The 23,145-nt window shown below is 36.7% G+C and carries 13 protein-coding genes; 11 read left to right on the plus strand and 2 right to left on the minus strand.

Going from position 1 to position 23,145, the window contains the following annotated elements; translation table 11 throughout:
- The first annotated feature begins 149 nt into the window (after positions 1–149).
- A complete protein-coding gene (locus EHO65_RS07470) occupies positions 150–686 on the plus strand; it encodes a hypothetical protein (protein WP_135773509.1) in 537 nt (178 codons plus the stop codon).
- Between the two features lie 41 nt (positions 687–727).
- Here EHO65_RS07470 and EHO65_RS07475 read toward each other — a convergent pair whose 3' ends face one another.
- Entirely contained in the window at positions 728–1,639 is a 912-nt protein-coding gene (locus EHO65_RS07475; protein WP_135773510.1) for a hypothetical protein, read from the minus strand.
- A gap of 342 nt (positions 1,640–1,981) precedes the next feature.
- On the opposite strand from EHO65_RS07475, the gene EHO65_RS07480 reads away from it, so the two are divergent.
- The 7 genes from EHO65_RS07480 to EHO65_RS07510 all read left to right on the plus strand — a co-directional run bounded on the left by EHO65_RS07480 (position 1,982) and on the right by EHO65_RS07510 (position 14,084).
- Positions 1,982–3,520 carry a TolC family protein gene (locus EHO65_RS07480; protein ID WP_244243475.1) on the plus strand — a complete coding sequence of 513 codons (1,539 nt, stop codon included), beginning with the start codon at positions 1,982–1,984 and terminating at the stop codon, positions 3,518–3,520.
- A gap of 4 nt (positions 3,521–3,524) precedes the next feature.
- The gene (locus tag EHO65_RS07485; RefSeq protein WP_135773511.1) at positions 3,525–4,916 is read left to right on the plus strand and encodes an Ig-like domain-containing domain; all 1,392 of its coding nucleotides are present in this window, start codon (positions 3,525–3,527) and stop codon (positions 4,914–4,916) included.
- Positions 4,913–5,539 carry a lipoprotein gene (locus EHO65_RS07490; RefSeq protein ID WP_135773512.1) on the plus strand — a complete coding sequence of 209 codons (627 nt, stop codon included), beginning with the start codon at positions 4,913–4,915 and terminating at the stop codon, positions 5,537–5,539. Before EHO65_RS07485 ends, EHO65_RS07490 begins: the two co-directional genes overlap by 4 nt.
- Positions 5,532–6,194, plus strand: a complete 663-nt coding sequence (locus EHO65_RS07495) for a tetratricopeptide repeat protein (protein ID WP_135773513.1) — start codon at positions 5,532–5,534, stop codon at positions 6,192–6,194. The genes EHO65_RS07490 and EHO65_RS07495 overlap by 8 nt, the downstream gene beginning before the upstream one ends.
- A 679-nt stretch (positions 6,195–6,873) precedes the next feature.
- Positions 6,874–8,295 (plus strand): efflux RND transporter periplasmic adaptor subunit, encoded by a 1,422-nt coding sequence (locus EHO65_RS07500; protein ID WP_135773514.1) that lies wholly within the window; start codon positions 6,874–6,876, stop codon positions 8,293–8,295.
- Between the two features lie 2 nt (positions 8,296–8,297).
- Positions 8,298–11,366: an efflux RND transporter permease subunit gene (locus EHO65_RS07505; protein ID WP_135773515.1), complete on the plus strand. Its 3,069-nt coding sequence runs from the start codon at positions 8,298–8,300 to the stop codon at positions 11,364–11,366.
- A 3-nt stretch (positions 11,367–11,369) separates the two neighbouring features.
- Positions 11,370–14,084, plus strand: coding sequence for an efflux RND transporter permease subunit (locus tag EHO65_RS07510; protein ID WP_135773516.1), 2,715 nt, complete (start codon positions 11,370–11,372; stop codon positions 14,082–14,084).
- Here EHO65_RS07510 and EHO65_RS07515 read toward each other — a convergent pair.
- Positions 14,076–15,227, minus strand: coding sequence for a hypothetical protein (locus EHO65_RS07515; RefSeq protein ID WP_135773517.1), 1,152 nt, complete (start codon positions 15,225–15,227; stop codon positions 14,076–14,078). The two genes, EHO65_RS07510 and EHO65_RS07515, sit on opposite strands and share 9 nt — an antisense overlap.
- 248 nt (positions 15,228–15,475) lie before the next feature.
- Between EHO65_RS07515 and EHO65_RS07520 the strand changes: the two genes are divergently transcribed.
- The 3 genes from EHO65_RS07520 (at position 15,476) to EHO65_RS07530 (ending at position 23,140) form a co-directional block, all read left to right on the plus strand.
- Positions 15,476–21,838, plus strand: coding sequence for a TIGR04388 family protein (locus EHO65_RS07520; RefSeq protein WP_135773518.1), 6,363 nt, complete (start codon positions 15,476–15,478; stop codon positions 21,836–21,838).
- A gap of 11 nt (positions 21,839–21,849) precedes the next feature.
- Positions 21,850–22,437, plus strand: coding sequence for a hypothetical protein (locus tag EHO65_RS07525; protein ID WP_135773519.1), 588 nt, complete (start codon positions 21,850–21,852; stop codon positions 22,435–22,437).
- 70 nt (positions 22,438–22,507) lie between these two features.
- Positions 22,508–23,140: a hypothetical protein gene (locus tag EHO65_RS07530; RefSeq protein WP_135773520.1), complete on the plus strand. Its 633-nt coding sequence runs from the start codon at positions 22,508–22,510 to the stop codon at positions 23,138–23,140.
- Positions 23,141–23,145: the final 5 nt, after the last annotated feature.

The following is a 23,145-nucleotide window of genomic DNA, read 5'->3' on the forward strand; positions in this document are numbered from 1 at the left end:
AGACCAACTCCCTTTTCAAAAATGAAGGTTCAAAATTAATTTTGGAATTATTTTCTCCAATAACGATTGTCCAAGTCCTATCTATAATACAAAATGTACTAAATCAAGTCAAAAAAGTGCATAATGTACTTTTTGTTTGAGAGCGTAAAATGAGAAATGATAAGGCGTTAAAATCAGTAAATGATCCGCGTGACCTTGAAACAGAAGCCTTACGCCTACTGTACGCTGTCTCAAAAGTTGGATTTGAAGAGGTTGAGAGTAAGACCGGAATTACTCGACATAAGTTAAATAGATGGGCAAGAGACAACGAAAAAATAGACGAAATGGTTCTAAATGAACTATTACTGGATTTTGGAATTTCTAAAAAATTTGTAAGAACTGCTAAGGGTCATTGGGACGCGACAGGGGAAGAAAGGACTGCAAGATTTGAAGAAATAGTCAAGGATTCAATTAAGATCCAAAGATTTAAAGGAGGAATTCAATTAAGAAGGGTTGTGGATTTAGTTGAAAAGATGGATTCGAATGATAGTGAGATAGTGATAAACTTATGTCATTCTCTATTGCAAGCAAAGAATAGTACATCCCTACGATCAATACTGTCTTTAATTTTTAATCTGCCTAAATCGTTTTACGACAGAACGCTGCGCCACCTTTTGGATCTAGAAAAAAGTATTTATGAAAAATAATCCGTTACCAAGCTTCTAATCCGGGGAAATCAAGCTCCCTTTCAATTAAAGAATATCTTCGATATTTTCTTGGACGTTTGGTTTAGGTAATCCACCGCGGAAATTTTGCCAACTAATAAGCTTTGAATTCCAGACATTTCAATATTCTTTATTTCTTCTTGCTTTAGTAATTCATATTTATCGCAAATTTCTTTATAACCAATAGGATCAATTTTGTTCAATAAATAACGGTTAATTGTTATAACAATTGAAGAAATACGAGGATCTTTATGGTCTTTGCCGAAGTCGGCCAAATCGATATTAAATAGTTTATACTTAGTTACCGGAATCCAGCTAAACCAAAGAAAAAATAAAAAACCAAGCTCTAATACCGAATTGTGTATCAATTCTTGATCAGAGATGAAAAGTAAAAACACAACAGAAAAGAGACAAGAGAATAGTATTCCTGTGAAAAGATAGATTGAATGTAGTTTTTCGAAATAGGTCCCATTTAGCATATTATAAACTATTCGGACAAGACCCCAAGCCAAAGCAGAATAAATATAGCATACAGAAAGATTGTAAATTATCCCTCCTTTGAAAAAGAAAGATAACCCGTTAAAAGCGATCGCGGATCCTATTCCAAATAAGAATAAAAAAGAAAACACTAAAATAGCTACTAAGTGAGCGATAACAAAAGGCATAGGAATAGGAGTGAGCTTATTTGGATTAGAATAGTTTCTGATTATATAATTTACGAGAAATGGAATAAATAATGGAGGAATCGGAATTAACTTCATTATAATAAATTTCACATTCAAACTTATGTTTGTTTCCAAAGAAAAGAGCAATATAGCCCAAAGGGCGATTAACGAAGCAATAGAGATAAAGGCAACGGATAGCTTTCTGCGATCTGATTTATAATAAAAAAATATAGCAGAGCAAATAAGAACGAATGGCGTAACGAAAGACAAAGGTTTTCTCCTGACTATGATTTGTTTTTGCTTCTAGCTTTAAAATGAATTCTCAATTGGCAAGAATTCTAAAGTAAATTGTTAAAATTCTATTTCAGTGGCTCTATATATTCAGAGCAGCATCGAAGAAAGATATGAAACTCTTACTTAAGTGATACTAAGAAATTATATGCAACTTTGAAAATCGATTAAATTTACAAAGATACAAATTGTCCCAAAAATAATAAAAAAAGTTTAAAATGTATAATTCGTAGTTGACCTATTGAGGGCAAAAAAGGGACAAATGAGGCTAATGTAAGATCTTAATTATTCGAGCCCTAATAATTGCAAACAGTAAGCAAAATGAAAAATAAAAAATTTCTAAATACGACAATCCTAACATTAGCTTTCTTCATTACCGCAATTCCTCTTTGGGCCAGAAGCGATAGTGTTTTTGAAATAGATCTAAATAGAGCGATTTTGCTGGGATTAGAGAGAAATATAACTCTTCAAAGCATCGAAAGACAAAATGAAATATATTCGCGTGTAATTCGCGAGAAAATTCGAGAATATTTTCCGAAGTTTGGAATTTCTTATTTCGGTCTTCGAAACCTAAATCAAAGCCAATCTGATTCTTTGTATAACGATGTGCGTCTTACTGTTCAGCAGTTATTGTATGATGGCGGAGAAAATAACAAGAATATTGAAATAGCAAAACTTTCCAGTACTCTAAATAAGGAAGAATTTCGAATTCAACTGGGAAAAGCAAAAGTTGAAATCGTTCGAAAATATCTAAGTTCAATAGCTGCTTACGGCAAATTTGTTGCGGCTAGAAGACTTTACTTAAGTTTTGAATCACAAAAAAAGGCCATTGAATCAGAATTACGTAACGGACTTCGTTCAAAATTAGAATTAACTGAGATAGAATCGAAACTTGCACAGGCACACCTTGAAGTAACTAAGAGCGAGAGTTCGTATAATAGATCATTAAGAGAATTAAAATTACAACTTCAACTAGATGGTGATGAGGAAGTCGCCATTAGAGAAAACATTTTCTTTGATTATGTATTCTCAGATCCTATGCCTTTATTGCAAAAGGATGATGGAAATTTTGAAGATAACCGTCCAGACCTTAAAAAAACTCGGATAATAGTAGAACGTTTAAAGAAAGAGAAAGAAATCGCTGAAGATTATTGGAAGCCAAAGTTCCTAGTTGGGGGGTATGTAGGTAAGAATTCAAACGATACCCAACCAGTTCGCCATGAAAATTACGGGATGAATTTTTCTGTGGTTCTTCCTTTGGGATCTTCTACATTCCAAACACAATCTAACTACGGTGTTCAAACAGATGGGACCGGTATTCAAAGGATACCTGGATATGGTCCACAATTTGTTGGTCAAGGAGAGAACACCTTTAATAGCGCAAACTTTCAATTCATGGATAACCTCGCTCAAAGCAGAAAAATCTTAGAAGGCGAAATCAAATATGTGGACGCGGTGGCTGCTCAAAAATTAGCCAGACTTCAAGCAAGCCATGAAATCACAGATTCAAAAGAACGTATTATCGAGAATTATCGGGAAATCACAGCGATAAATAGAAAAGTAGAACTTCACTTAGAGAATTATAGAGCATCAAAAGTTAAATTGTCGGAAGGTTTGGTAAAAAGGGGAGAGGTTCTGAAAATTCAATATGAACTTTCTTTAGCCCAAGGAGAGTTAGCAGAAGGTTATGCGAAATATATTCAATCCTGTTACGAGTATTTTAATGCGAGCGGCCGAGAATGGCAAGAGCTACCTTTTTACAAAGTTAATCAAGGAAGGGGGAATTCCATAATAACAAAATTATTATATGAAAACCCGAAGAACGCAGATCTATTTCCGACTCCTAATGGGAAAGAGTAATAAAATGAAAAAAAATCAAACTTCAATCAATTTTTATCTTAGCAGTGCTTTCATACTTTTCTTATTTTTGCAATGTGATAACCTAAATACAAATGCTTCGAAATTCTTACCATACTTGAGTACAGGAGAAAGTCCAAACGTTCTAGCTAGTTCTCCAATTACAAACACATCCGGAGTTTCTCCGACTGCTTCCGTTCAGATTATTTTTGATCGAACGATGAAGATATACACTTGCCAAGAAGCTTTTTCGATTACGCCTACTATTGCAGGATACTTTAGTTTATCCCCATTTAGCTTGGAGTTCACTCCTTCCCAAAACTTGACGAACGGCTCTTATACCGTGAAGATAACAAAAAATTGCGAAGATGAGAAAGGACATGATCTAAAAAACGTATTTAATCTTGTTTTTGGAGTAGGAAGCACCCCAGGTGGAGGAACAACAAGTCCAAGTGTTTCTTCCATTCAAGTTCAGCATGGAACTTTGTCTGCCTGCAATGCTGGAACTGGAACAAATATCGATATTATTTCAAACGATGTTACCGATGGTTGCCTCGGAACAGTTGCAGCTAGGAACCCCGTAGTTATAACTTTTTCGGAAGCGATGAACACTTCTGTAACCCAATTAGCAGTAAGTACTTCCTTTACTGGGGACTATGATTGGTCGGGTGGCGGAACGATTCTGACAATTACCCCTGATGTGCCTTTAACATACGGTACTAGATACAATGTGAATATTTCTACAAACGCAGTAAGTGCCTTAGGTTATACAATGAGCACTGCTTTGACATCGAGTTTCGTTGTCGGAGGTCTTACCGGGTCGCCTACTGTGCAGGCAGTTGGAGTCGAAAGCCAGGGTTGTTCTGCTTCCTTTCCGGGTGTTGGATCCGCTGCTGGAGGAGACTGGACACTTGGTTCTTGCTTTTGGGATAGTTCACTTGCCGTTTTATCTGCGAGTTCATATAAGTTCAGAGGTGGGGATGACGGAAGCGGGGCTTCTGCCACTACTGCTGCATGTTCTGACGTAACTACTGATAACTTCAAAATTATCTTTAGTAACTATATGAATCCGACAACAACTGCGAGTGCTGTAAGACTTCAAAGGTTATCTCCACCGTTGACAACCGTCAAGATGGCTAGCTATGCTTGGTCTGATTGTCAAGCGGCATATCCTTACGGGTGCAGAGTGTTAATAACCTCTTTTTCTGAATTAGAAGCCTCTTGCAATGGCGCTTTAGCTTTTGGTAATTCATCTACGGGTGGTGATTTTAATTTGTCAAGGACGGACAATGCACCAGCGAATTTCCCATTCTATCAATTATTCGTGGATACAACTGCTATAGATGTGAATGGAGTGAATTTGAAGAACCAATTTCAATTCGTCATGGAGGGAAAATGAAAAGAAAGATTTTATACATTATTTTGATAGGTGCTTTCTTTAACGATTGCTCGATGATTCTAGAAAAATTTTACCCTGCTCCAATTTCAGCAAAAGAGGGCGGTAAAAGCGGTGTTGTAATTATCGGAGAAATAAAAGTAAAAGATTCTACTGGGTCTTCTTTTGTAGGTGAAATTTTTAAAGAGAGCCTGCATTATGAATTCATTAAAGAGGGCTTTTCTCCTTTTGTTATCGAAGAGTCCGGAAAAGAGATCGCACAACCTAAAAATAGGATCGCGTTTGGTGACGAAGCAAATGTAAAATTGACATCAATGCAAGAAGCTGCTCCAAAGGATGAAATTCAATTTGTCGGAAAATCCGATCAAGAATTGAAATCAATCGCCGACAAAACGAAATTCGAAATATATACGGAGTCTTCGATTATCCTTAAAGAAGTCGGAAGTAGTATTTTAGACGGAAAGTATTCTGTGCTGATATTTGTACGAGTGTTCGGTAGAAATGGAAAGAGAATAGGGGAAGTGAAACATATTACAAGCGGTAATAAGGAAAAGCTGGACTCCGTTATTTCCGATAGTTCCGCCGGGATTGTAAAGCGAATTAGAGAATTGGTTAAAAATGATTAAATTAGAACTACAAAAAGTTAAATCATATCTTACTCTTCGCAGTTATCTTATTATTGGCTCTGTGTTACTCGGACTAATCTGTATTTTTGGATATTTGGTAATATCCAAAAAATCGGAAGTAAAAGCTCTGCTATCGGATGCGCTTACAAGCTATAAGTCGAACGATTTGCCGAAAGCAAAGGGTCTCATGCTTAGAGTTATTGAAGTTGATTCGAGTAACCCTGAGGCATACTTTCTTTTGGGAAAAATAGAATATTATTCTAAAAATTTCTCAGATTCTTTAGTAAGCTTTGAGAATTGTGTCTCTTCGGACCCGAAAAGGGTCGATTGTATGATCTGGAAAGCGAAAGCGATCTATCTAGTAGGAAAAGACGTGAAAGCCTTCGATAAAGCCGTAAATGAAATTCGAAGTATGGGCATAGAAAGCCCCGAGGTATTCCATTTGGATGGTTTGCGTTACGAGTTAACCGGAAAATTGGATAAGGCAATCGAAAGCTACAATCGAGCGGTCGATATGTCCTCTGCAATATCTCCAACTTTAATCCGTTTGGAAGAAATTTATACAAGAGCAGGATTCAAATCCAAAGCCAATAAATTTCACATGCTTAATGAAGCTATAATAGAATATAATGACCCGAGTATTTCTCGTAGATAAGAGGAAAAATGCAAAGCATTCAATTTAAAGTCGAACCGATAAAACAATACTTTATCCGTTATTTTTCGGTTAGCTCGGAAACTATTCTGGAAAACCCGAGAAAAGTCTTTCTTACCGCTCTTGGAGCACAAGGACTTCTTTTACTTATGTATACAATCGGAAATCTGATTGTTTCTTATTCCGTAAATTTTCAAGAGATCCAAGCAATGAACTTGAGATACAGTAAACTTTTTGAACAAAGAAACATTAGTCCATTTCTATATTCAATGAATACTTATCCGTACACAATCTTTTGGAGTGTATTTTTTATTTATTTATTTCAGTTCTTTTCCATTGGAATTAAGACTTTGACTCTGAAAGGATTTTCGGAAAAAAATACTTCATTTTGGGCAGCGGGGGCAATTGAGATTGTTTCATTCTCGCGTTTTATATTATGCTTATTTCCAATATTATTGTATGCGCGAATATATCCGCAAGGTTGGAAACAGGAACTTTTACCTTTAATCTTCTATACCTCCATATACATGATAACCTTGTTAATGGGCTTATGGTATTTTTTACAAAGTAATCTAAAATTGTCTATGGAGACATTTGCGCTTCCGAAGGGTAGGGCATTCTTTATTTGGGTCTCTCCTATACTTATCGTAGGTTTGATAATCCTTTCTATAATGCGGCGTTAATGAACGGGACCGGTAAATTTCATCCGAAAATACTTCTACTACTGGGCGGATTTATCTTTTTCATTTCCGCAGTAGTTTGGAATGTACTTCCAAAATTCAAAAATGGACTTAGTATTACTCCTCCGAAAAAGATCTCAGTCAAAGTTTCTTCCGTAAAATCAGTGGAGGTTTCTCCAAGTATTGAAGCAGCCGGTGTTATCGAGCCGGAAGAAAAAATTGATCTTTTCTTTAAAGTTCCAGGCAGAATCGAAAAGGTTTTTGTTGAGGAAGGAGAAAGAGTCAGTAGAGGCCAAAAGTTAGCCAGCTTAGAAAAATATAGTTTCGAACAAGAACGTAAAAGGCAAGAAGCCAATCTGGATTCATCGATTGCCCAATTGAAACTTTCCGAGGAAAAATTCGAGAAGGCTCGAAAACAAATTCAGGCCAAATTTATAGAGATCAAAAAGCAGAATGAGTTGGTTAGTAGATACCGAGAAGAATACGAAAAGGCTAAAAGGACTTTTGAAGCTAAAGAAGCGGTTTTTAAAGAAGGCGCAATCAGTCAGGAAGAATTAAACGCAGCTCGAATTGAGGCTATTGCGAGATCGACCGTTTATGAGAACGGAAAAAGAGATTTAGACATCATATCTTTAGGGATGACTGATTCGGATATAAAAGAGTCCGGTCACCCGGTCCCTAAAACGGATGCGGCACGATTAATTATTTTGAAAGAGATTAATACAAAGATTGAAAAGGCGGAAACCGAAGTTGCAAAGGCAGCAGTTCGTTCTACGGAAACTCTTCTAAACAAAGCATTACAGGATCTAAAAGAATCCGATTTGTATTCTCCAATGGACGGAACAATAATGCAAAAGCTAAAATCCCGAGGCGATGTTTTAAACGGAGCATCCGGCCAAGGCCAGGCGGTTTTAGTGGTGGCTAAAATAGATAATATTTTTGCAGTATTCAACGTGAATGAAAAAGATTCCGTAAGAATTAAGAAAGGCTTAAATGTCGATGTTATCGCAGATGTTCTGCCAGATAAATTATTCAAAGGTGAAATTGTTCGTGTTCAACCATATATAGTTGAGAAAACGCATACTCTCCAAGTAAGTGCAAAAGTTTCCAATAAGGAAATCAAATTGCGTCCCGGAATGTTTATTAGGACTCGTACTTTCGAAGGAGATAAGATAAAGGTATTTGAAATTCCTAGAATTTCTTTTCTGGAAAGTAGCGATAAAGAAGGGTCTATTTTTGTCGTTCGCGAGGGAAAGGCTTTCAAGATCCAGGTAAAGATCAAAGAAACTAGAGGCGATAGCATTTATTTATCCGAAGGTCCTAACGAAAACGACCAAGTGGTTATAGAAGGGAATTCAAGACTAAAAGAAGGGTCAGAAGTAGAAATTGAAAAAGAACCGACTAATCCTCCACAAGGGGGATAGGTTTGGAAAAACTAGTCAAAGTTATTCTAAGTAAACCAGGCACAATTTTATCCATTTACGTCTCCTTCGTTATTTTCGGGATCATCGCTCTTTTCGATCTTAAAATCGCAATATTGCCTGAAATCGGTTTTCCAAAAGCGGTTGTTGAAACCAAATTTCCTTTTGCAGGAATAGAAGAAGTCGAGGCATTAATTTCCAAACCTATTTCCGAAAGACTAGGCAGTTCTCGTGGAGTTAAATCAGTTTATGCAGTTTCCGAACCGGGAGTATCTCAAGTCACCATTACTTTTGCCAACAACAGAGACCTTGAATTTAAGATAAGTGAATTAAGGGAAAAGTTAGAACAAGTAAGAGAGTTACTTCCCCAAAATTCAGAGAAACCAATTCTTTCCAGGTTTGATCCCAATTCGGGACCATTTCTAGAAATGGTTTTTTTCCCAGATAAATTAAATAACCCCGTATTATTAAAAAGCTATTTGGAAGAGAATTGGAAACCGGTTTTAGAAAGAATAGAAGGTGTAGCTAGTCTTCAGATCGGCGGTGGCTACGAAAAGGAAATATTGGCCGAAATTGATGCAAAGCGTCTGCTTGCATACAAACTCTCTCCTCAGAGTGTCGGCAGAGCGGTCGTCCTTTCGAATAGGAACGTTCCAGCAGGCTCAGTACCGGCCGGAGACAAGGAGGTCTTGGTCCGAGTTAAAGGGGCCGCGAGTTCTATTGAGGAATTAGGTAAAACCGTTATTACAGTCGGCCCGAATGGAGAACCTGTGCTTTTCGGTGACTTTGCGGATCTAAAGATCAATTATAGAAAAAGATCGGAGAAAGCTTTATTTAACGGAAAAGAATGTGTTATATTATATTTTTATAAAGAATCCGGGGCAAACCCAGTTGAGGTTTCCGAAAGGATCCTCGAAGAAGCGAATCAAATTTACAAATCTTCCAGGTCGGAAGTGCAATTCGAAACGGGTTTTGATGAAGCAAATTATGTAAAACAATCGGTAAACGGACTAAGATTGTCTCTCTTGATCGGAGCAGGGCTAGCCTTTTTAGTCAGTCTGCTACTACTGCGAAATTTCAGTTCTCCCATCGTTTTAATGTTAATTGTTCCGGCGGCAGTGCTCATTAGTTTTTTTCTATTCTGGATATTCGGGCTTTCATTGAATATGATGTCTCTGGGTGGACTTGCAGTCGGGATAGGAATGCTTTTCGATAATAGCAATGTCGTACTTTCCGCAATAGAAAGAAATCTAGATAGTAGTCAGAATAAACTCAAGGCTTGCATGAGTGGAATTTCTGAAACGATCCTTTCGGTAATCATAGCTACAATCTCTACTTTGCTAGTATTTATACCTATGGTGTTTTTAAAAACATTCATAGGGTCTTTATTTTCGGAAATGGCTTTGGCTATTTCTATTTCCTTACTAGTCAGTCTTGTAATTTCGATCACACTTACACCGGTTCTTTATTATCTAATCCCGTTAATGTATGCGAAGAAAAATTCCTTTTACGATAGATTATTTATAAGGAGCGAATCCTATGAAATTCGTTTTATCAAATGGCATAGTTGGCTACTGGAAGGACTTCTTAAAAACCCTAAAGGCTCTGTCGGTTGGATCTTTATTTTGATCTTTTTGTCGGGAGTTTCGGTATATTTTATTTCAAAAGAAATTCTGCCAAAGATGGAAACTGGAGAATTTGCGATTCGTTTGAAGTTCCCATTCGGAACGATCCGAGAAAGGGTAGAGGAATCTACAATCGCTTTGGAATCTTTTATAAAAGAAAAATACCAAGTCTCGGATTCGATATCTAGAATAGGGAAAGAAAGTCAATCCGGTAAGGATGGGGGACTGACAGTAGACCCTAGTTCTGAAATCAGGTTTATAATTGGAAGCTGGCATAGAAGTTCCACTAGCAGGATAGTTGAATCAATTAAGAGTGATTTGTTCGAAGAATTTCCCAACTTAAATTCGAACGTTAAATATTCGGGTGATGTTTTGTCGTCCATTGTTGGCGCAGAAAGTGAAATCATATTGGAACTTAAAGGTGAAGAAGTCCCCGAACTTGAGAAATTAGGCAAACGACTGGAAGCAAAAGGAAGTTCGATCCCAGGAGTTCGAAAAATCTCTCATGCGTTAGGTGATTCTGTAAGATCTTATACTTTAAATTTTGATGAATCAAAATTATTGAGATACGGTTGGTCATTGGATTCCGTTGGAGATAGTTTAAGGATCGCAACTTTGGGAGGTTATTTTTCCGGTGTTGAATTGGAAGGTAAAGAGATCCCGATCAGACTTATTTTCCGAGGAGTAGATATCCAAAATTTAGATTCAGTCAGAAATTTCGGAATCCCCGTGGGAGAGAAATCCGTATCTATTAGTGAATTGTCCGAGATAGAAGAGGAGAATAATTACAGATACTTGTATGGGATTGGGGGCCAAAGAGCGAATTTCATTACGTTCTTTTCAGATCCTGGTAAAGAATCTGAAGTATTAAGAGGGGTGAATAACTTCATTAGATCAGAAGAATTTCCGATGGAAATTTCTTTGGGGCTTCAAGAATCCGCAGACTACTCGGCAGTGATAAAAGAACTTTCCTTCACTATAATTTTAGCATTTATCGTTTTATATTTATTAATATCCGGGCAGTTCGAATCCATACGAGTCGCAAATAGAATTCTAATTACGATCCCTTTGGTTGTTTTAGGAGCTATACCTTTTTTATTTCTCTTCGGTCGATCAATAAATGCCAGTTCCTTTGTAGGTTTAATTATGCTGATGGGAATCTCCATCGATTCGGCCGTTCTATTTTATGAGTATTTTCTGATTGAGAAGTCTAAGAAAGTTTCCAATCCTATAGCTTCTAAAAAATCCGCTAACATTATATTGAAGCCTGTTCTTATGAACTCAACGACTACCTTTGTTGGGTTGTTACCGATCATGTTTGTTCTAATGCCGGGATCCGAATTTCAAGCTTCTATGGCTGTTGTGGTCGGCTTCGGAGTTATTCTTAGCTTGTTGAATGCTATTTTTCTTATGCCATTATTGTTTTCGCTAATGGAAGAAAAAGCGTAACAAATGATATTAGAGCAATTACAAAAGAATTTAAGAGAGACCTTAGGAAATCGCTCGGGCGCTCATGCGGCGTTATTGATCTTTTTTTTGATCTTGTCTATAGTTTCAATTATAGATATTCCCATGGAAGTTTTTCCCTCGAGAGAGTCGGCGAGAATGTCGATCACAACTACCTTTCCTGGTACAGATGTAGAAAAAATAGAACGAGAAATTACTTCGTCTATCGAAGAAAGCCTATCCTCAATCGGAGGAATATTGGAAATGAGATCGATTTCCGAGGCATCGAAATCGGTTATAAAATTACAGTTCGAAACCTATTCGCAGATAATCGAAAGGACTTCTGATATTCGCGAGAAATTGGAGATCTTAGGAGCAAAATTTCCAAAAGAAGTTAGAAAGCCGATTTTAGAATATTCAGATTCTTCGGAGAACCCAGTCCTAATCCTTACGATAAACAAAGAAAATGTATCTAATAACGATCTTAGGTTTATTGCCGAATCTCAAATTAAAACAAAAATAGAAGCCATTTCAGGGATAGGAAGAGTCTCGATCGTAGGAGGAGATAGTAAAGAAATTCTAATCGCTTGCGATCGAGACAGATTAGAATCGGAAGGTTTAAGTATTGCGGATGTTTCGAGAATTATACGTTCAAATAATACAAATGCGATTGTCTCCAAAGCCCAAATCGGTAATAAAGAATTCAACGTATATATAAAAGCAAAAAAGAAACTTCCAAGCGATTTTGCATCCATTCCTTTACGTGATAACGGGAATGCTATATTGACCTTAGGCGAAGTTGCAAAAATCTCATTTTCCAATAAAGAAAAAGAATCCTATTTTAGAAGGAATGGAAAAGAAGGGGTAAGCATTTACGTCTACAGAACTGCAGGGAACGGTTTAACTTCCCTAAACTCCGAGATAGAAAAAATACGGGAAAGTCTTGAAAACGAAGTCGATATCACCGTAGTATATGACAAATACTCCCTTGCAATCTTCGATCTAGGAAAATATTTTCTAAGTGTAGTTGTTGTTTTTCTAATTTTCTCGGTACTGGTCTTTAGAAAGAGATCAGTTTCAAATATTGTAGTTCTTTTTTATTCTTTTTTTTGTTCTGCCGCATTCACGGGGATCATTTTTGGAAGCATTAACGCGTTACACGCTATCGGAATAAATTGTGTTTGTATTTATTTTATTTCGATGGATAGGCTGAATTCATTTTTTCCGAAAAAAGGATTAGGAGAGGTCCTTTTTAGTGCAGCTTGGATATTTGCGATCTATTTCCTATTGAAAAAGGACGTATCTGCTTTCTATTTCCAAGCTTTGACAAGTGGAGCGATTTTCTCGATCTTTTATATTTTGTCGAGTACACTGAGTTTTGAAAAATTTTCGATCCTAAAGGAGCTACGCCTCATAGATGATCGGCTTTTTCTTTTGTCAGAGAGGATTAAAGACAAACTACCCACATTTGAGAATTTCAAAGCGAGACTTATTAAATCCAACGCTTTTACTCAGAATTTCATAAAACGATCCGAAAAAACCGAAATCGGGAAGAGATTTCTTTCTTATTACGCTGTAATAGGAAGTGAAAAAATAGTGTTCACTTTTAGTATCATTTTTCTTTTTTATTTTTTATCCGCAAGTTTCAGAAGTTATGCGGATCCTTCGAATACTCGAGCAGTAATTGGCTCCCTGGAACTTCCCCCCGGCTCAAGCGTTTTATTAACGAATAGGATCTCCGAAAAAGTAGAAGAGATCTTAGGGGAGATGAAAATCACCGAGGATCTTATTTCTAAGGTAGAAGGAGATCACTCCAGGATCATTCTAAAAATGAAATCGGGCATTTCTGTAGACGAGTCCCTATTTAATTCCTTGAAATCGAAAATAGGAAAGCAGAGTCCGGCATTTATTTTCTTCTCTTCCGATACGGAGAATGCGGCGGATGAGGGAATTACATTTGAAGTATTCGGAAGTAATTATGAAGAATTGGACGCGATCGTAAAAAGTATAACTAAGGAAATTTCATCTTTTCCGGAAACGGAAGAGGTAGTGCTGCGCTATAAAGGTCCTAGAGACGAATATACAATGAATGTGGATCCGCAAAAAGCGGCCAGATCAGTATTAGACGCCTCTAAATTGGGTGAGGATATTCGGTTCACATTGCAAGGCGGGATAGCCGCTAAATCTTTTTCAAATTTTACCGAAATAGACGTAAGAGTTCGTTCTTCGGACGAATTTAGGGGCTCTAAAGATTCTCTTGAGAAAGTTAATGTGCGAAATTCGGAAGGTAGGTTTGTTCCTGTTTCTGAAATTTCTTCAGGAAAAGACGATAAAACACCGGTAAAGATCTTTCATAAAAATAGAAGAAGGACATTATCTTTTTCCGTTCATTTAAGATCTAATTCGATAGGAGATATTCGTAAGTTCGAATCGAAAATCAATTCATTTGATTTGCCGGAAGGTTATAGGATCGAAAGGCTTGTCCCTGTGAATCGTTCCAATTTCGGAAGAAACTTAAAAGTGGATTTACCTTTCATTTTGTCCGTTTTGTTTTTGATCGTTAAAGGTGCGGTCTTAACGGCAAACTCCAAAGACAGGATGCGAAATATTTCCATTCGTATATTCGGATTGGTTTTTCTGGGGTTTTGTATTCGGATCTTGTTGGGAGACTGGAAGATCCATTCAAGTCTGTATTTTCTTCTTCTTTCTCTATTAATTTAAAGGTTTTTGATACGGTATCGGAGTTCCAAAGTATTTATATTGGATTGGTTCTTTAGATTTAAGATAGCGGAAGTAAAATATCCTTTTTGCACTAGTTTGAGGTCGAAGAGTGAACTTTTGATGAGATGTTTCCGAGTAGAATAAATTTAGAGGGTCGAGAGAAGTATATTCGATCTTAGCAGCTAAATCCGGAGAGAGATACATTTTATTTTCTGTATTTCCAAGTTGGGGTCCTTTCGTGTGAGAAAAAAGAGGTTCCGGAAGAAAAATGAAAGGTGAGACATCCGCATTTGCATCAGACGGATTTTCAAAATCAACAGTTACTTTTAGAAAATCTTCCACAGCGGGGTGTTCTGTAAAAATTCTCTGTTGCCTAGGCGTTCCGCCATGGCCTTTAATATTGAGAACATAGGAATCTACTCTCTGCACATTGATAATTTTTGTCTTAACCGAACTAGTGCCAAAATCCAAATCCGCAGATTTTACGATTTTATAATCGGATACAATGGGTCCGGAAATCCGAGCTGCCAGTTCGGTATCCTTTAGTACTGTATTTGCAGCTTTGATCACATTTGTTGCGACCATTGATTCTTTTTCAGATAACCAGTAGAGAGGAAAAATAGGCCAGCCTAGCCACACTTGTTTATATACTGGTTGGGATTGAATGGCAGGGATCGGTATTTCTTTTCCGTTGGAATCATATAAGCTTGCAGCAATTTGCAAGTCCCAACTTTCGAATCCTGGAATAAGCATTAAAGTAAATAAAGAAGTATAAAAAGACCAACCTCGTCTGTGAGCGAATTTGGATACTTTTAAGACTAAAATATTCTTTAATTCTCCAACTACTACAGAATAGGAAGCATCCGAATGAACTTCTATTAGCTTAAGTCCTAACACAGATATTTTAGGTTCTAAGATCGATTTAACATTAAACGGGGCTTCTATTAAGTTTAAGGCATGATTATTCTCATATATTAATATGACGCCAAATTCTTTTTGGGATTGAGGTGATGTAATAGGTTGTCTATCTTGCGAATCTGAATTCCGTAATAGATACAAGGAACAGGAGTTGAATCCAAAGTAGAAGACTAGAAATAGATCTAATAGTAATAGTTTGCGAACTGAATTTGTAGGAAATTGCATATTACTTCTTCTTTTCCTTTAATTCTAAAAAGACCAAAAAATTCAGCCTATATCACTAATTGTTAGTCTTCAGTTCTATTTATTGAAGTCCGTAGGGGTTTTGTATAGTGCACTTTTAGGTTAAGCAAAATACGAAAATTATTAAAGTACAATTTGTACCATAATAATTAAAAATAGTCCAAAATGTACTTTACAGAATTCAAATCTTTGACATCCCATTGTAGAATCGCTAGAATTGGACTCAAAATATGTCTCAACTTAGAAATCAAATTACTAATAAGATCCGAATTAGTCTATTTTTGTTTTATTTAATATTTTTGCCACAATTATCTATATTAGAGTCCCAAGCGATTGAGCCAACGGAACTTGACTTGTCTAGTTATCAGGCAGATTCTTGGAACACATTATTCGAAACTGCCTGGTCTTTAAGTGATATAAACTCTTGGAATGATTATATTAACGGGCAATACTCTTCCTTTAAAGCAGATTGGGAAGCCCAAGCGGACTTACAATTTTCTAATATTCTGTCTCAAGTTACACAAACAGACGGAGTTGTTGGAAATGCGGCTTACATAGATTACGTTTCAAAGTACTTAGAACTGCAAAGACAGGAAGCTGAGAAGAATTGGGAGACTCAAGCCGAATCGAATATTCAACAAGAAAGAACTTTCTTTTTAACTAGCCTTCAAGGAAGACAAATAAATAATTTGGGAGAGAATTTACCTTCAGAAACGCGGTCCCAAATTGAGCAACAGGTTCAGAACTGGAATAAACAATTTAATGATACTTTACAAATTGGGCTCTATGAATATCAGACCGCCCTTCAGTCATTGCAAACCATGTTTCAAGGAATGCAAAACTCGATCACTCAAACTGACTCGGAATTCCAAGCCAATTTACAACAAATTCAACAATACGAAACGCAAGTTCGAGATAGTATTAAAAATAGTAACGATGGATTAAAACAGTATCTATTAAATCAATCTCTATTGCAACTTACTGATAACAATGGTGTTTCTTTGCTTGGAGATTTTAGTTCTTTATCCGGCACACAATTATTAGCTGCATATAATAATATCGACTCTAGCAAATTAAATGCCGCTGGGTTAAAGTTAAAGAACTTAATTGATACAATAGATTCTGGATTAGATCCTACAAATCCAGGTTCATTATCAGATATTGCTGTAGCCATGCAAAATTATTTGTCAGAAGAGCAGATTAACGCGACTACCACAGCGGCAGGTTATAGAGCAAATGAGTATCAAGCTTGGTCTTACGGCGATATAAGCAGTGCCATACATCAAATTACTTTTATCACTTCAAATGATTTCACAAGTGATCCAAATCATCCTGGTGGATCTTGGAATGATGAATTAGCTGCGGCAATAAAATTATATATTGATTCCAATGGTTCGAACGCTTCGGACTTGTTGGGAATGTTAAGTGCGCGCCTCGGGAATTCAAATCTAACAGTTAGTTCCATAAACTCGATTGATTTAGTTGCAATATCCAATTCTGCATTTTTAAGTAATTATACGAATTGGACATCAGATTGGAATACTCCATTACTTGGAGTTGGCGGTTCTTATGCCAATAACGGGTCTTCTTTCTGGACGTTAACTGCTCATTGGTGGGCGTGTTGGGGTAATGTTTGTTTAGAGCAATATACACCTTATGCAGAACAGAATGTGTACTTAGATGCATCCTTAACGATTCATGATTCGGCTGCTCAAGCAAATGCTATTCAATACGAATCGTTTAGAGATGAATTGGCCGGAAAATTTAGCCTTTGGACAAACACGCTTGTCCCAGCTATTCAAAATTGGGAGCAACAAGTCTCCGACTATAAAGCCAAATACACAGAATGGCAAACTACTAAGTTAAGCTTAGAGCAACAGCTTCAAAGTGAATACAATTCACAACTCAGCCAATTGCAAGTAAATCAAAACAATTGGGCAACACAACTGAGCGATATGTATACTGATGCAAACGCGTATTCAAATGCAAACTCAATTGTGATGCCTACCTTAAATACAAACGTTACTGGATCTTCTTTAAGTTCGATAAATTCTCAAATCCAATCGTTTAGTAATTACGCTAATACAAATCCAAATCTGCAAAATCTTTCTAATTTTTATAATGCAACGGGCCAATTGGTAAATGCGGCTTACAACCTTAGCATGGTAGAAGGAAATCAGATCTTAGCATTAGATAATCAAAAAGCTGCACTGGATTCTTTAATCCAAAATTTACAAAACCAAAAAGAAATGAATTCAGATATATCTGAAGAGTCCTATGCGAAATTTACGGGAAAAATGTTCGATGGCTCTAATGCAGTTGGAAAGATTGAAGGCGCAGGTTTATGTTCTGGATCTAGTTATCAAGCTAACCAGTCCTCTTGTGATAATCTCTACAATGATGATAAGAATTTTCATTCAAAGTACGATGAAGTTTATATAGATGATAAAGGAAACATTCACGTAAAACAAGAAGTGAATACAACCACTGCCGTTTTTAGCGGTGGAGATATGACTAATTATCAAAATTATACTCTTGGTACTACACAGAAAGACTTTGTAATTGGAAATGTCGGAACTGTACAGCTTGCAAATTCAAACTCTCTCGGTAATTTATTTGATTCTACTTGGATGGCTGGTAAATCGGAAGCGTTGTCTGCATACATTAACACTTCGCAGCAAAATGCTTCTAATAATTATTTAAACCAAGACTTCCTAGATTCGATTAATAAAAATTCATCAAGTGTTGATGAATATGTGGCGTTAGAAAAGAAAAGAGCACAAGATAATGCGATCGCGCAGGCTAACAATGCTTCGACTATGGTTTCAATCGCTCAAACAATAATTGGCGGGGGGACTGGGATGGATTGGGCCAAACAGCAAATAAAAGAAATGACCAAGTCTGCAGTTAGCACCGCGATTGGAGAAGCCACTGGAATACCTGCTGATGTAATATCTGCTTATATTGATTACAAAGCCGATCAAAAAGCCAAAAAACAGGCCGAAGGCCAAATGGTCCAGAGAATGATTGTTATGAATCCTTATGTAGGAATGTTAAATTACGTTCCTGGTATTAAGGATGTAATAAAGCCATTTAATCAAGTTGCTTCAAAAGGACTGTCTGAACTAACGGTAGGTATTTCAAAGGTTGGTGCCGAAGTCGTGCGAGGGGCTACAGCTATCTTGGGTTCTAATTCAGTTAGCTCCGTTCTACAAGCCAGCGGTATTTCAATTAATCCTAAACTATTAGAAAATCTAGATGATTCCATTTTGGCACAAGGAACTGATCTAGCTGAGTATGCTCGTTTTAAAGATCTTCAAGAAGATCTTTCGAAAGGAGATATTCAAGCTGAATATAAACAATCTCTAAAGGACGCAATTTATCTAAAAATAGCTGAGGCGGTATCACCTTCATTAAACAATATTGATCCAAATGCTCTTGCTCAACTTTGGCAAGAATACGACAGACAACAAGCAGCAAAGGCTGCTAAAAAAGAAGAGCAACAACAAATGCTATCGACCGCAGTTGCTATGGCAGCAGCGACAGCTCTCCAATTTGTTCCTGGTCCTGGAACTGCAGCCGGAGCGAGTATCTTAACGCAAGTCGGAGCGTTTTTTACATCGGCTCAAGGAATGGTCGTAGCTGCGAATGCCGTAGTTCAAGGAATTATCGCTTCACGTCATGGAGATATGAATGAAGTTTTTGCTGGAGTAACAAATGGATTATTGCTTGGTGCAACAGGGCCAACAAGTGGATTAACCGGCAGTATATCTTATACACCACCAGGCAGCACTGGAAGCCTTGGAGATTTAATAGATCTTGGACTTAATGGATCTTCAGCATCCGGTTGGGGAGGCGGTATCGCCGTTGGCGGATCGAAATTAAATGGTGGATTTTCATTTACTCCAGGATCCGGTATCGATCTGAATTTAGGTGGGTCATTTGCCACCTCGGGTGGATTTTATAATATCAGTTACAATACGACTTCCGGAAATACAAGCGGAAGCATAGGTGCTGGTCAAGAGTATGGCTCAAACTTCGGCGTCAATTTAAGTACGGATCATAACCAAGCCCCTTCTATCTTTGTGGGCTTTGGCTGTGATGTGAATGGGCAAAATTGTGGAGGTGGTAAAAATGGATTGGGTTCGGGTGGATCTTTAACTCTTAATGCTGATGGCACTGTAGACATAGGAGTTGATTACTTGGGTAACCAAGGACTAACAGTTTCGTATAATCCGAATACCGGTACTTGGAGTGATATCATAGTAAGCGATACTTGGGCGAAAGACTTTACATATATGAATGCTCAAAATGTGGCCGATGCTTCCGCAAACAAATTGAATATAGAAGTTCATGAAAAATATGCAGAATTAGCATCAGATCCGAATATATTAAAAAATAGTGAAGGCTTGAAAAACTTAGCAAATAACATGGGAATTTCAATCGATGCCCTCGGAGATATGATTGCTAATTCAAAAGATGCCTTAAATTCAAGTGATCCAAATCAATCCAATGGTGCATTGCAATTATTAGACTCTGTAATGCAAACTATCCACGATGAAGCATATACTTTGAACCAACCAAATTTAGATTTGCGCGATGCAATAGAGAATTCTCCGAAAATCAACGATGTTGAAACGAATTCATCAACTGGTGGTTTCTTTGGTGACTTAACAATGCAAACTCAAATTTATCTGAATCAAATGGCTGGTAATGCCTTTGGTGAATTTGCATATGTAAATGAAAATGGTGAACTTGTTTTTCAAAGTTGTTTTATAGAAGGAACTTTGGTTAATACTTTGAATGGATTACAGCCGATCGAAAAAGTTAGAATAGGAGACAAGGTTTATTCTTTTGATGAAGAATCAGGTCAAAAAGTAATCCGTAAAGTAACAAATACATTTATTAATCCTACTTCAACTATTATTAGAATAACAGATTCTAAAGGAGGTGTTTTAGAAACTACATGGAATCACCCATTCTTTTTAGAACAAGGACTTTGGGTCAAAGCAAAAGATTTATTAGTAGGGGATCAGTTCATTACATTTGATGGCAATGAGCTCAAAGTAGCTTCAATTAGTGAAGAAATTCGATCCGAGACTGTTTATAACTTAGAAGTAGAAGACTCCCATACGTATTTTGTCGGAAAACATGGAATACTCGTGCACAATGCTTCATACGATCAGAAGGTATCAAATTCTGTAACAGATTTTATGCTTAAAGCATTTGGCGGAGAAAAATTTGAATCCGAGGTCCAGTACATTAATTTGTTAAAGGGCAATTTATCGGCATTGGAAGAACAAATTAGCCAAGCAAAAAAACAAGGCAATTCTTCCTTAGTAAAAGCCCTAACTGGATTAAAAGATACCTTATCCCAAAATATTGATAAATTAGTTTCAAGTGTTCCTCAATTAGGGAACATTTCGGAAATTAAAAGGTTGGAATCAATATTGGAATCTCTGCAAGGCCAAATAGATCGTGCCAAAGAGTCTAAAGATAAATTACTGACTAATCAACTCGAATCAATGAAAAAGAATCTGGTCTCACAACTCGATTCTCTATTTTCTACGGTAAAACGAAGCTTCTTAGACCAAGCATATAAGTCACTCAAAGACGGTCTATACACCGGGGTCTTTGAGCAATTTAACCAAAAGCCGGTCGATGTTAAAAATGGAGTAACACTGCCAAGTGACAGTACAATTAAGGCTTATACTTCTGATATTATTTCAGAGTCTGCAAAAATCGGAGCAATGAACTATCTATTAGCTGGTGATGAAAAAATACTTTCAATGTCAGCCGCAGAACGAAAAGCCTACTTTGATCGAACTCTTAAAGGATTTAATATCGATCCTAATGCTCCGTTCGAACAAAGAAAAGCTCAATTGCAAGAATTAGTTGATCCAAAATATGGAGCACAAAGTGGGCACAAAGGAACAGCCGTTCAATTAACAGTTATAATGGCGTTATTGCAAGAAGACCCAAGCAAATATACGTATCTACAGAAAGATGGCGCAACTGATGCAAATTTCAAGAATTTTCAAGAAGTGAAAGAATGGATTCTAAATAATAGCGGAAAACGGATGGAATCAGAAGGAGATGCTATAGCTGCTGCAACTTGTAGAATATATGCAAATTGGCTGCAAGCAACAGCGGACGGAAAGACTAGTACCAGCTTTGCTGAATGGTTTATTTTTAAAGCTAGAACCGGAGATATAGCCATGGGTTCCAGTGGACCTGTGATGGATCAAGGGGGCACACCGGGGTTTACCAGCTATTTTGGAATGGAAAATATATTATCCAATGATTTCGGAATATTACAATCTAAAGATGGAGCAAACATCGTGGGTTTATCAAATCCCATTCCAAATGAAACCTTATTAAAAAAACTAGATGTTTTTCCGGCAGGAAAAGTAATTCAAGTATGGGATGATGCAAGTGGCGCCCCTGGCCCAAATCATTATTGTCTCTGGATGAAAAATGAAAATGGAGATTGGATCAACTTAAATCATACCGGGGCATCTTCGGGTGGTGCAAAAGTTAATGAAAAGATTACATTTGACGAAAATACTAAAGTATATAAAATATTCTATTAAAGGAAATGAGGATGAAAGTAGTCACGATTGCTGTATTTACTTATATATTACTAATATATAATGCATTTGGTGAAGAAAAGAAAACTAATCCGGTTTCAGAATTCAAAATACTGAAACTAAATCAAAATGAAGTTCAAGGAATTTATCATTTTTCTAGTCCAGCTCAGTGGGCAAAAATATTAAATGTAAAGGAACCGGGTCCTTGGATTTGCAGCCAAATAGATAATAAAAAAAACTCTATAAGAATTAAATTTGTTAATAATCCTGAGGTCTTTCAATTAAGTATTATTCAAACAGAAAATGACTTCATTTCCGTTGAATATAATAATATTATTATATTAAAGGGTGTTTTTGTGCAAGAAAAAGGGGAGGATTGGACTAGTATTAAATTCTTTGATTCTTCTGAGCAAGTAGATCCTCGCGCTCGGTATGCGAGACGAATGACAGGTTCTCAATACAGAAATTCATATTTTGTAAAAAAAGTTCAAAATTTAGAAGATTGTGAAATGGAATATAAGATTGGAGGTTGCACACAAGATCCAATAGAAAACCGTGAATGGTCAAATTGTAAACCCCCCGGTTATAAAAATTTGAAGTAGTTCAAATTCGCGACATACTTAATAATCGTTCGAAACAAAATATTAAACTAAATTTTAAAGGACAAACTTAATGCAAATCAAATCACTAAAACTTATAATCCTTGCAGCGATGTTATTTTTTTCTTTGAGCTGCATTGGATTCGGACAAGATAAACTTACTCCAATAAATATAACTCCTCCTGCCAAAAAGTTGGAAAAAACAATTTTTGCATATTCATTGAAGTATTTTAACGGGCTCGGTATCGAAATTGGAGTTGTCCGCACTGAAAATGAAGCAATTGAAAAAGCTATCAAAGAAGAAATCCAAGCCTGCAATTGTTTTAAGGAATTTGAAATTCTCGAAATAAAGGATTACACAAAAGAAAAATTGCCGAAAGGAACTTCAGTCATTTTCTATGACATTCAATATAGAGAGACAACAAATCCCGGGATTAGAACTATTACTAATTTCTTAAGCTTAATCACTATCGGAATCATTCCAACCGGCTTTAACTTAGAAGTTAATACAGAAGTTAAGTTGATCGATAAATCAGGAAAGGAATTGAAAAGCCAGTTATTTAAAAATCAAATTACTATGATCGGTGGATTATCAATCCTCTTCGTAGTGCCATTTCGAGACGAAAATCCATTTATTCTTAGCGGGATAACAAATAATTTCTTATCTAGCATTGCAAATACAGGGTTAATTGCGGCTTCTCGATAGAAGTT

The organism is Leptospira andrefontaineae, from assembly GCF_004770105.1.
Taxonomy (GTDB): domain Bacteria; phylum Spirochaetota; class Leptospiria; order Leptospirales; family Leptospiraceae; genus Leptospira_B; species Leptospira_B andrefontaineae.

What these genes read in the sequence shown, in the direction of transcription:
- EHO65_RS07470 (WP_135773509.1), top strand. Translation starts at nt 150, where the DNA reads ATGAGAAATGATAAGGCGTTAAAATCAGTAAATGATCCGCGTGACCTT.
- EHO65_RS07480 (WP_244243475.1), top strand. Translation starts at nt 1,982, where the DNA reads ATGAAAAATAAAAAATTTCTAAATACGACAATCCTAACATTAGCTTTC.
- EHO65_RS07485 (WP_135773511.1), top strand. Translation starts at nt 3,525, where the DNA reads ATGAAAAAAAATCAAACTTCAATCAATTTTTATCTTAGCAGTGCTTTC.
- EHO65_RS07490 (WP_135773512.1), top strand. Translation starts at nt 4,913, where the DNA reads ATGAAAAGAAAGATTTTATACATTATTTTGATAGGTGCTTTCTTTAAC.
- EHO65_RS07495 (WP_135773513.1), top strand. Translation starts at nt 5,532, where the DNA reads ATGATTAAATTAGAACTACAAAAAGTTAAATCATATCTTACTCTTCGC.
- EHO65_RS07500 (WP_135773514.1), top strand. Translation starts at nt 6,874, where the DNA reads ATGAACGGGACCGGTAAATTTCATCCGAAAATACTTCTACTACTGGGC.
- EHO65_RS07510 (WP_135773516.1), top strand. Translation starts at nt 11,370, where the DNA reads ATGATATTAGAGCAATTACAAAAGAATTTAAGAGAGACCTTAGGAAAT.
- EHO65_RS07515 (WP_135773517.1), bottom strand. Translation starts at nt 15,227, where the DNA reads ATGCAATTTCCTACAAATTCAGTTCGCAAACTATTACTATTAGATCTA.
- EHO65_RS07520 (WP_135773518.1), top strand. Translation starts at nt 15,476, where the DNA reads ATGTCTCAACTTAGAAATCAAATTACTAATAAGATCCGAATTAGTCTA.
- EHO65_RS07525 (WP_135773519.1), top strand. Translation starts at nt 21,850, where the DNA reads ATGAAAGTAGTCACGATTGCTGTATTTACTTATATATTACTAATATAT.
- EHO65_RS07530 (WP_135773520.1), top strand. Translation starts at nt 22,508, where the DNA reads ATGCAAATCAAATCACTAAAACTTATAATCCTTGCAGCGATGTTATTT.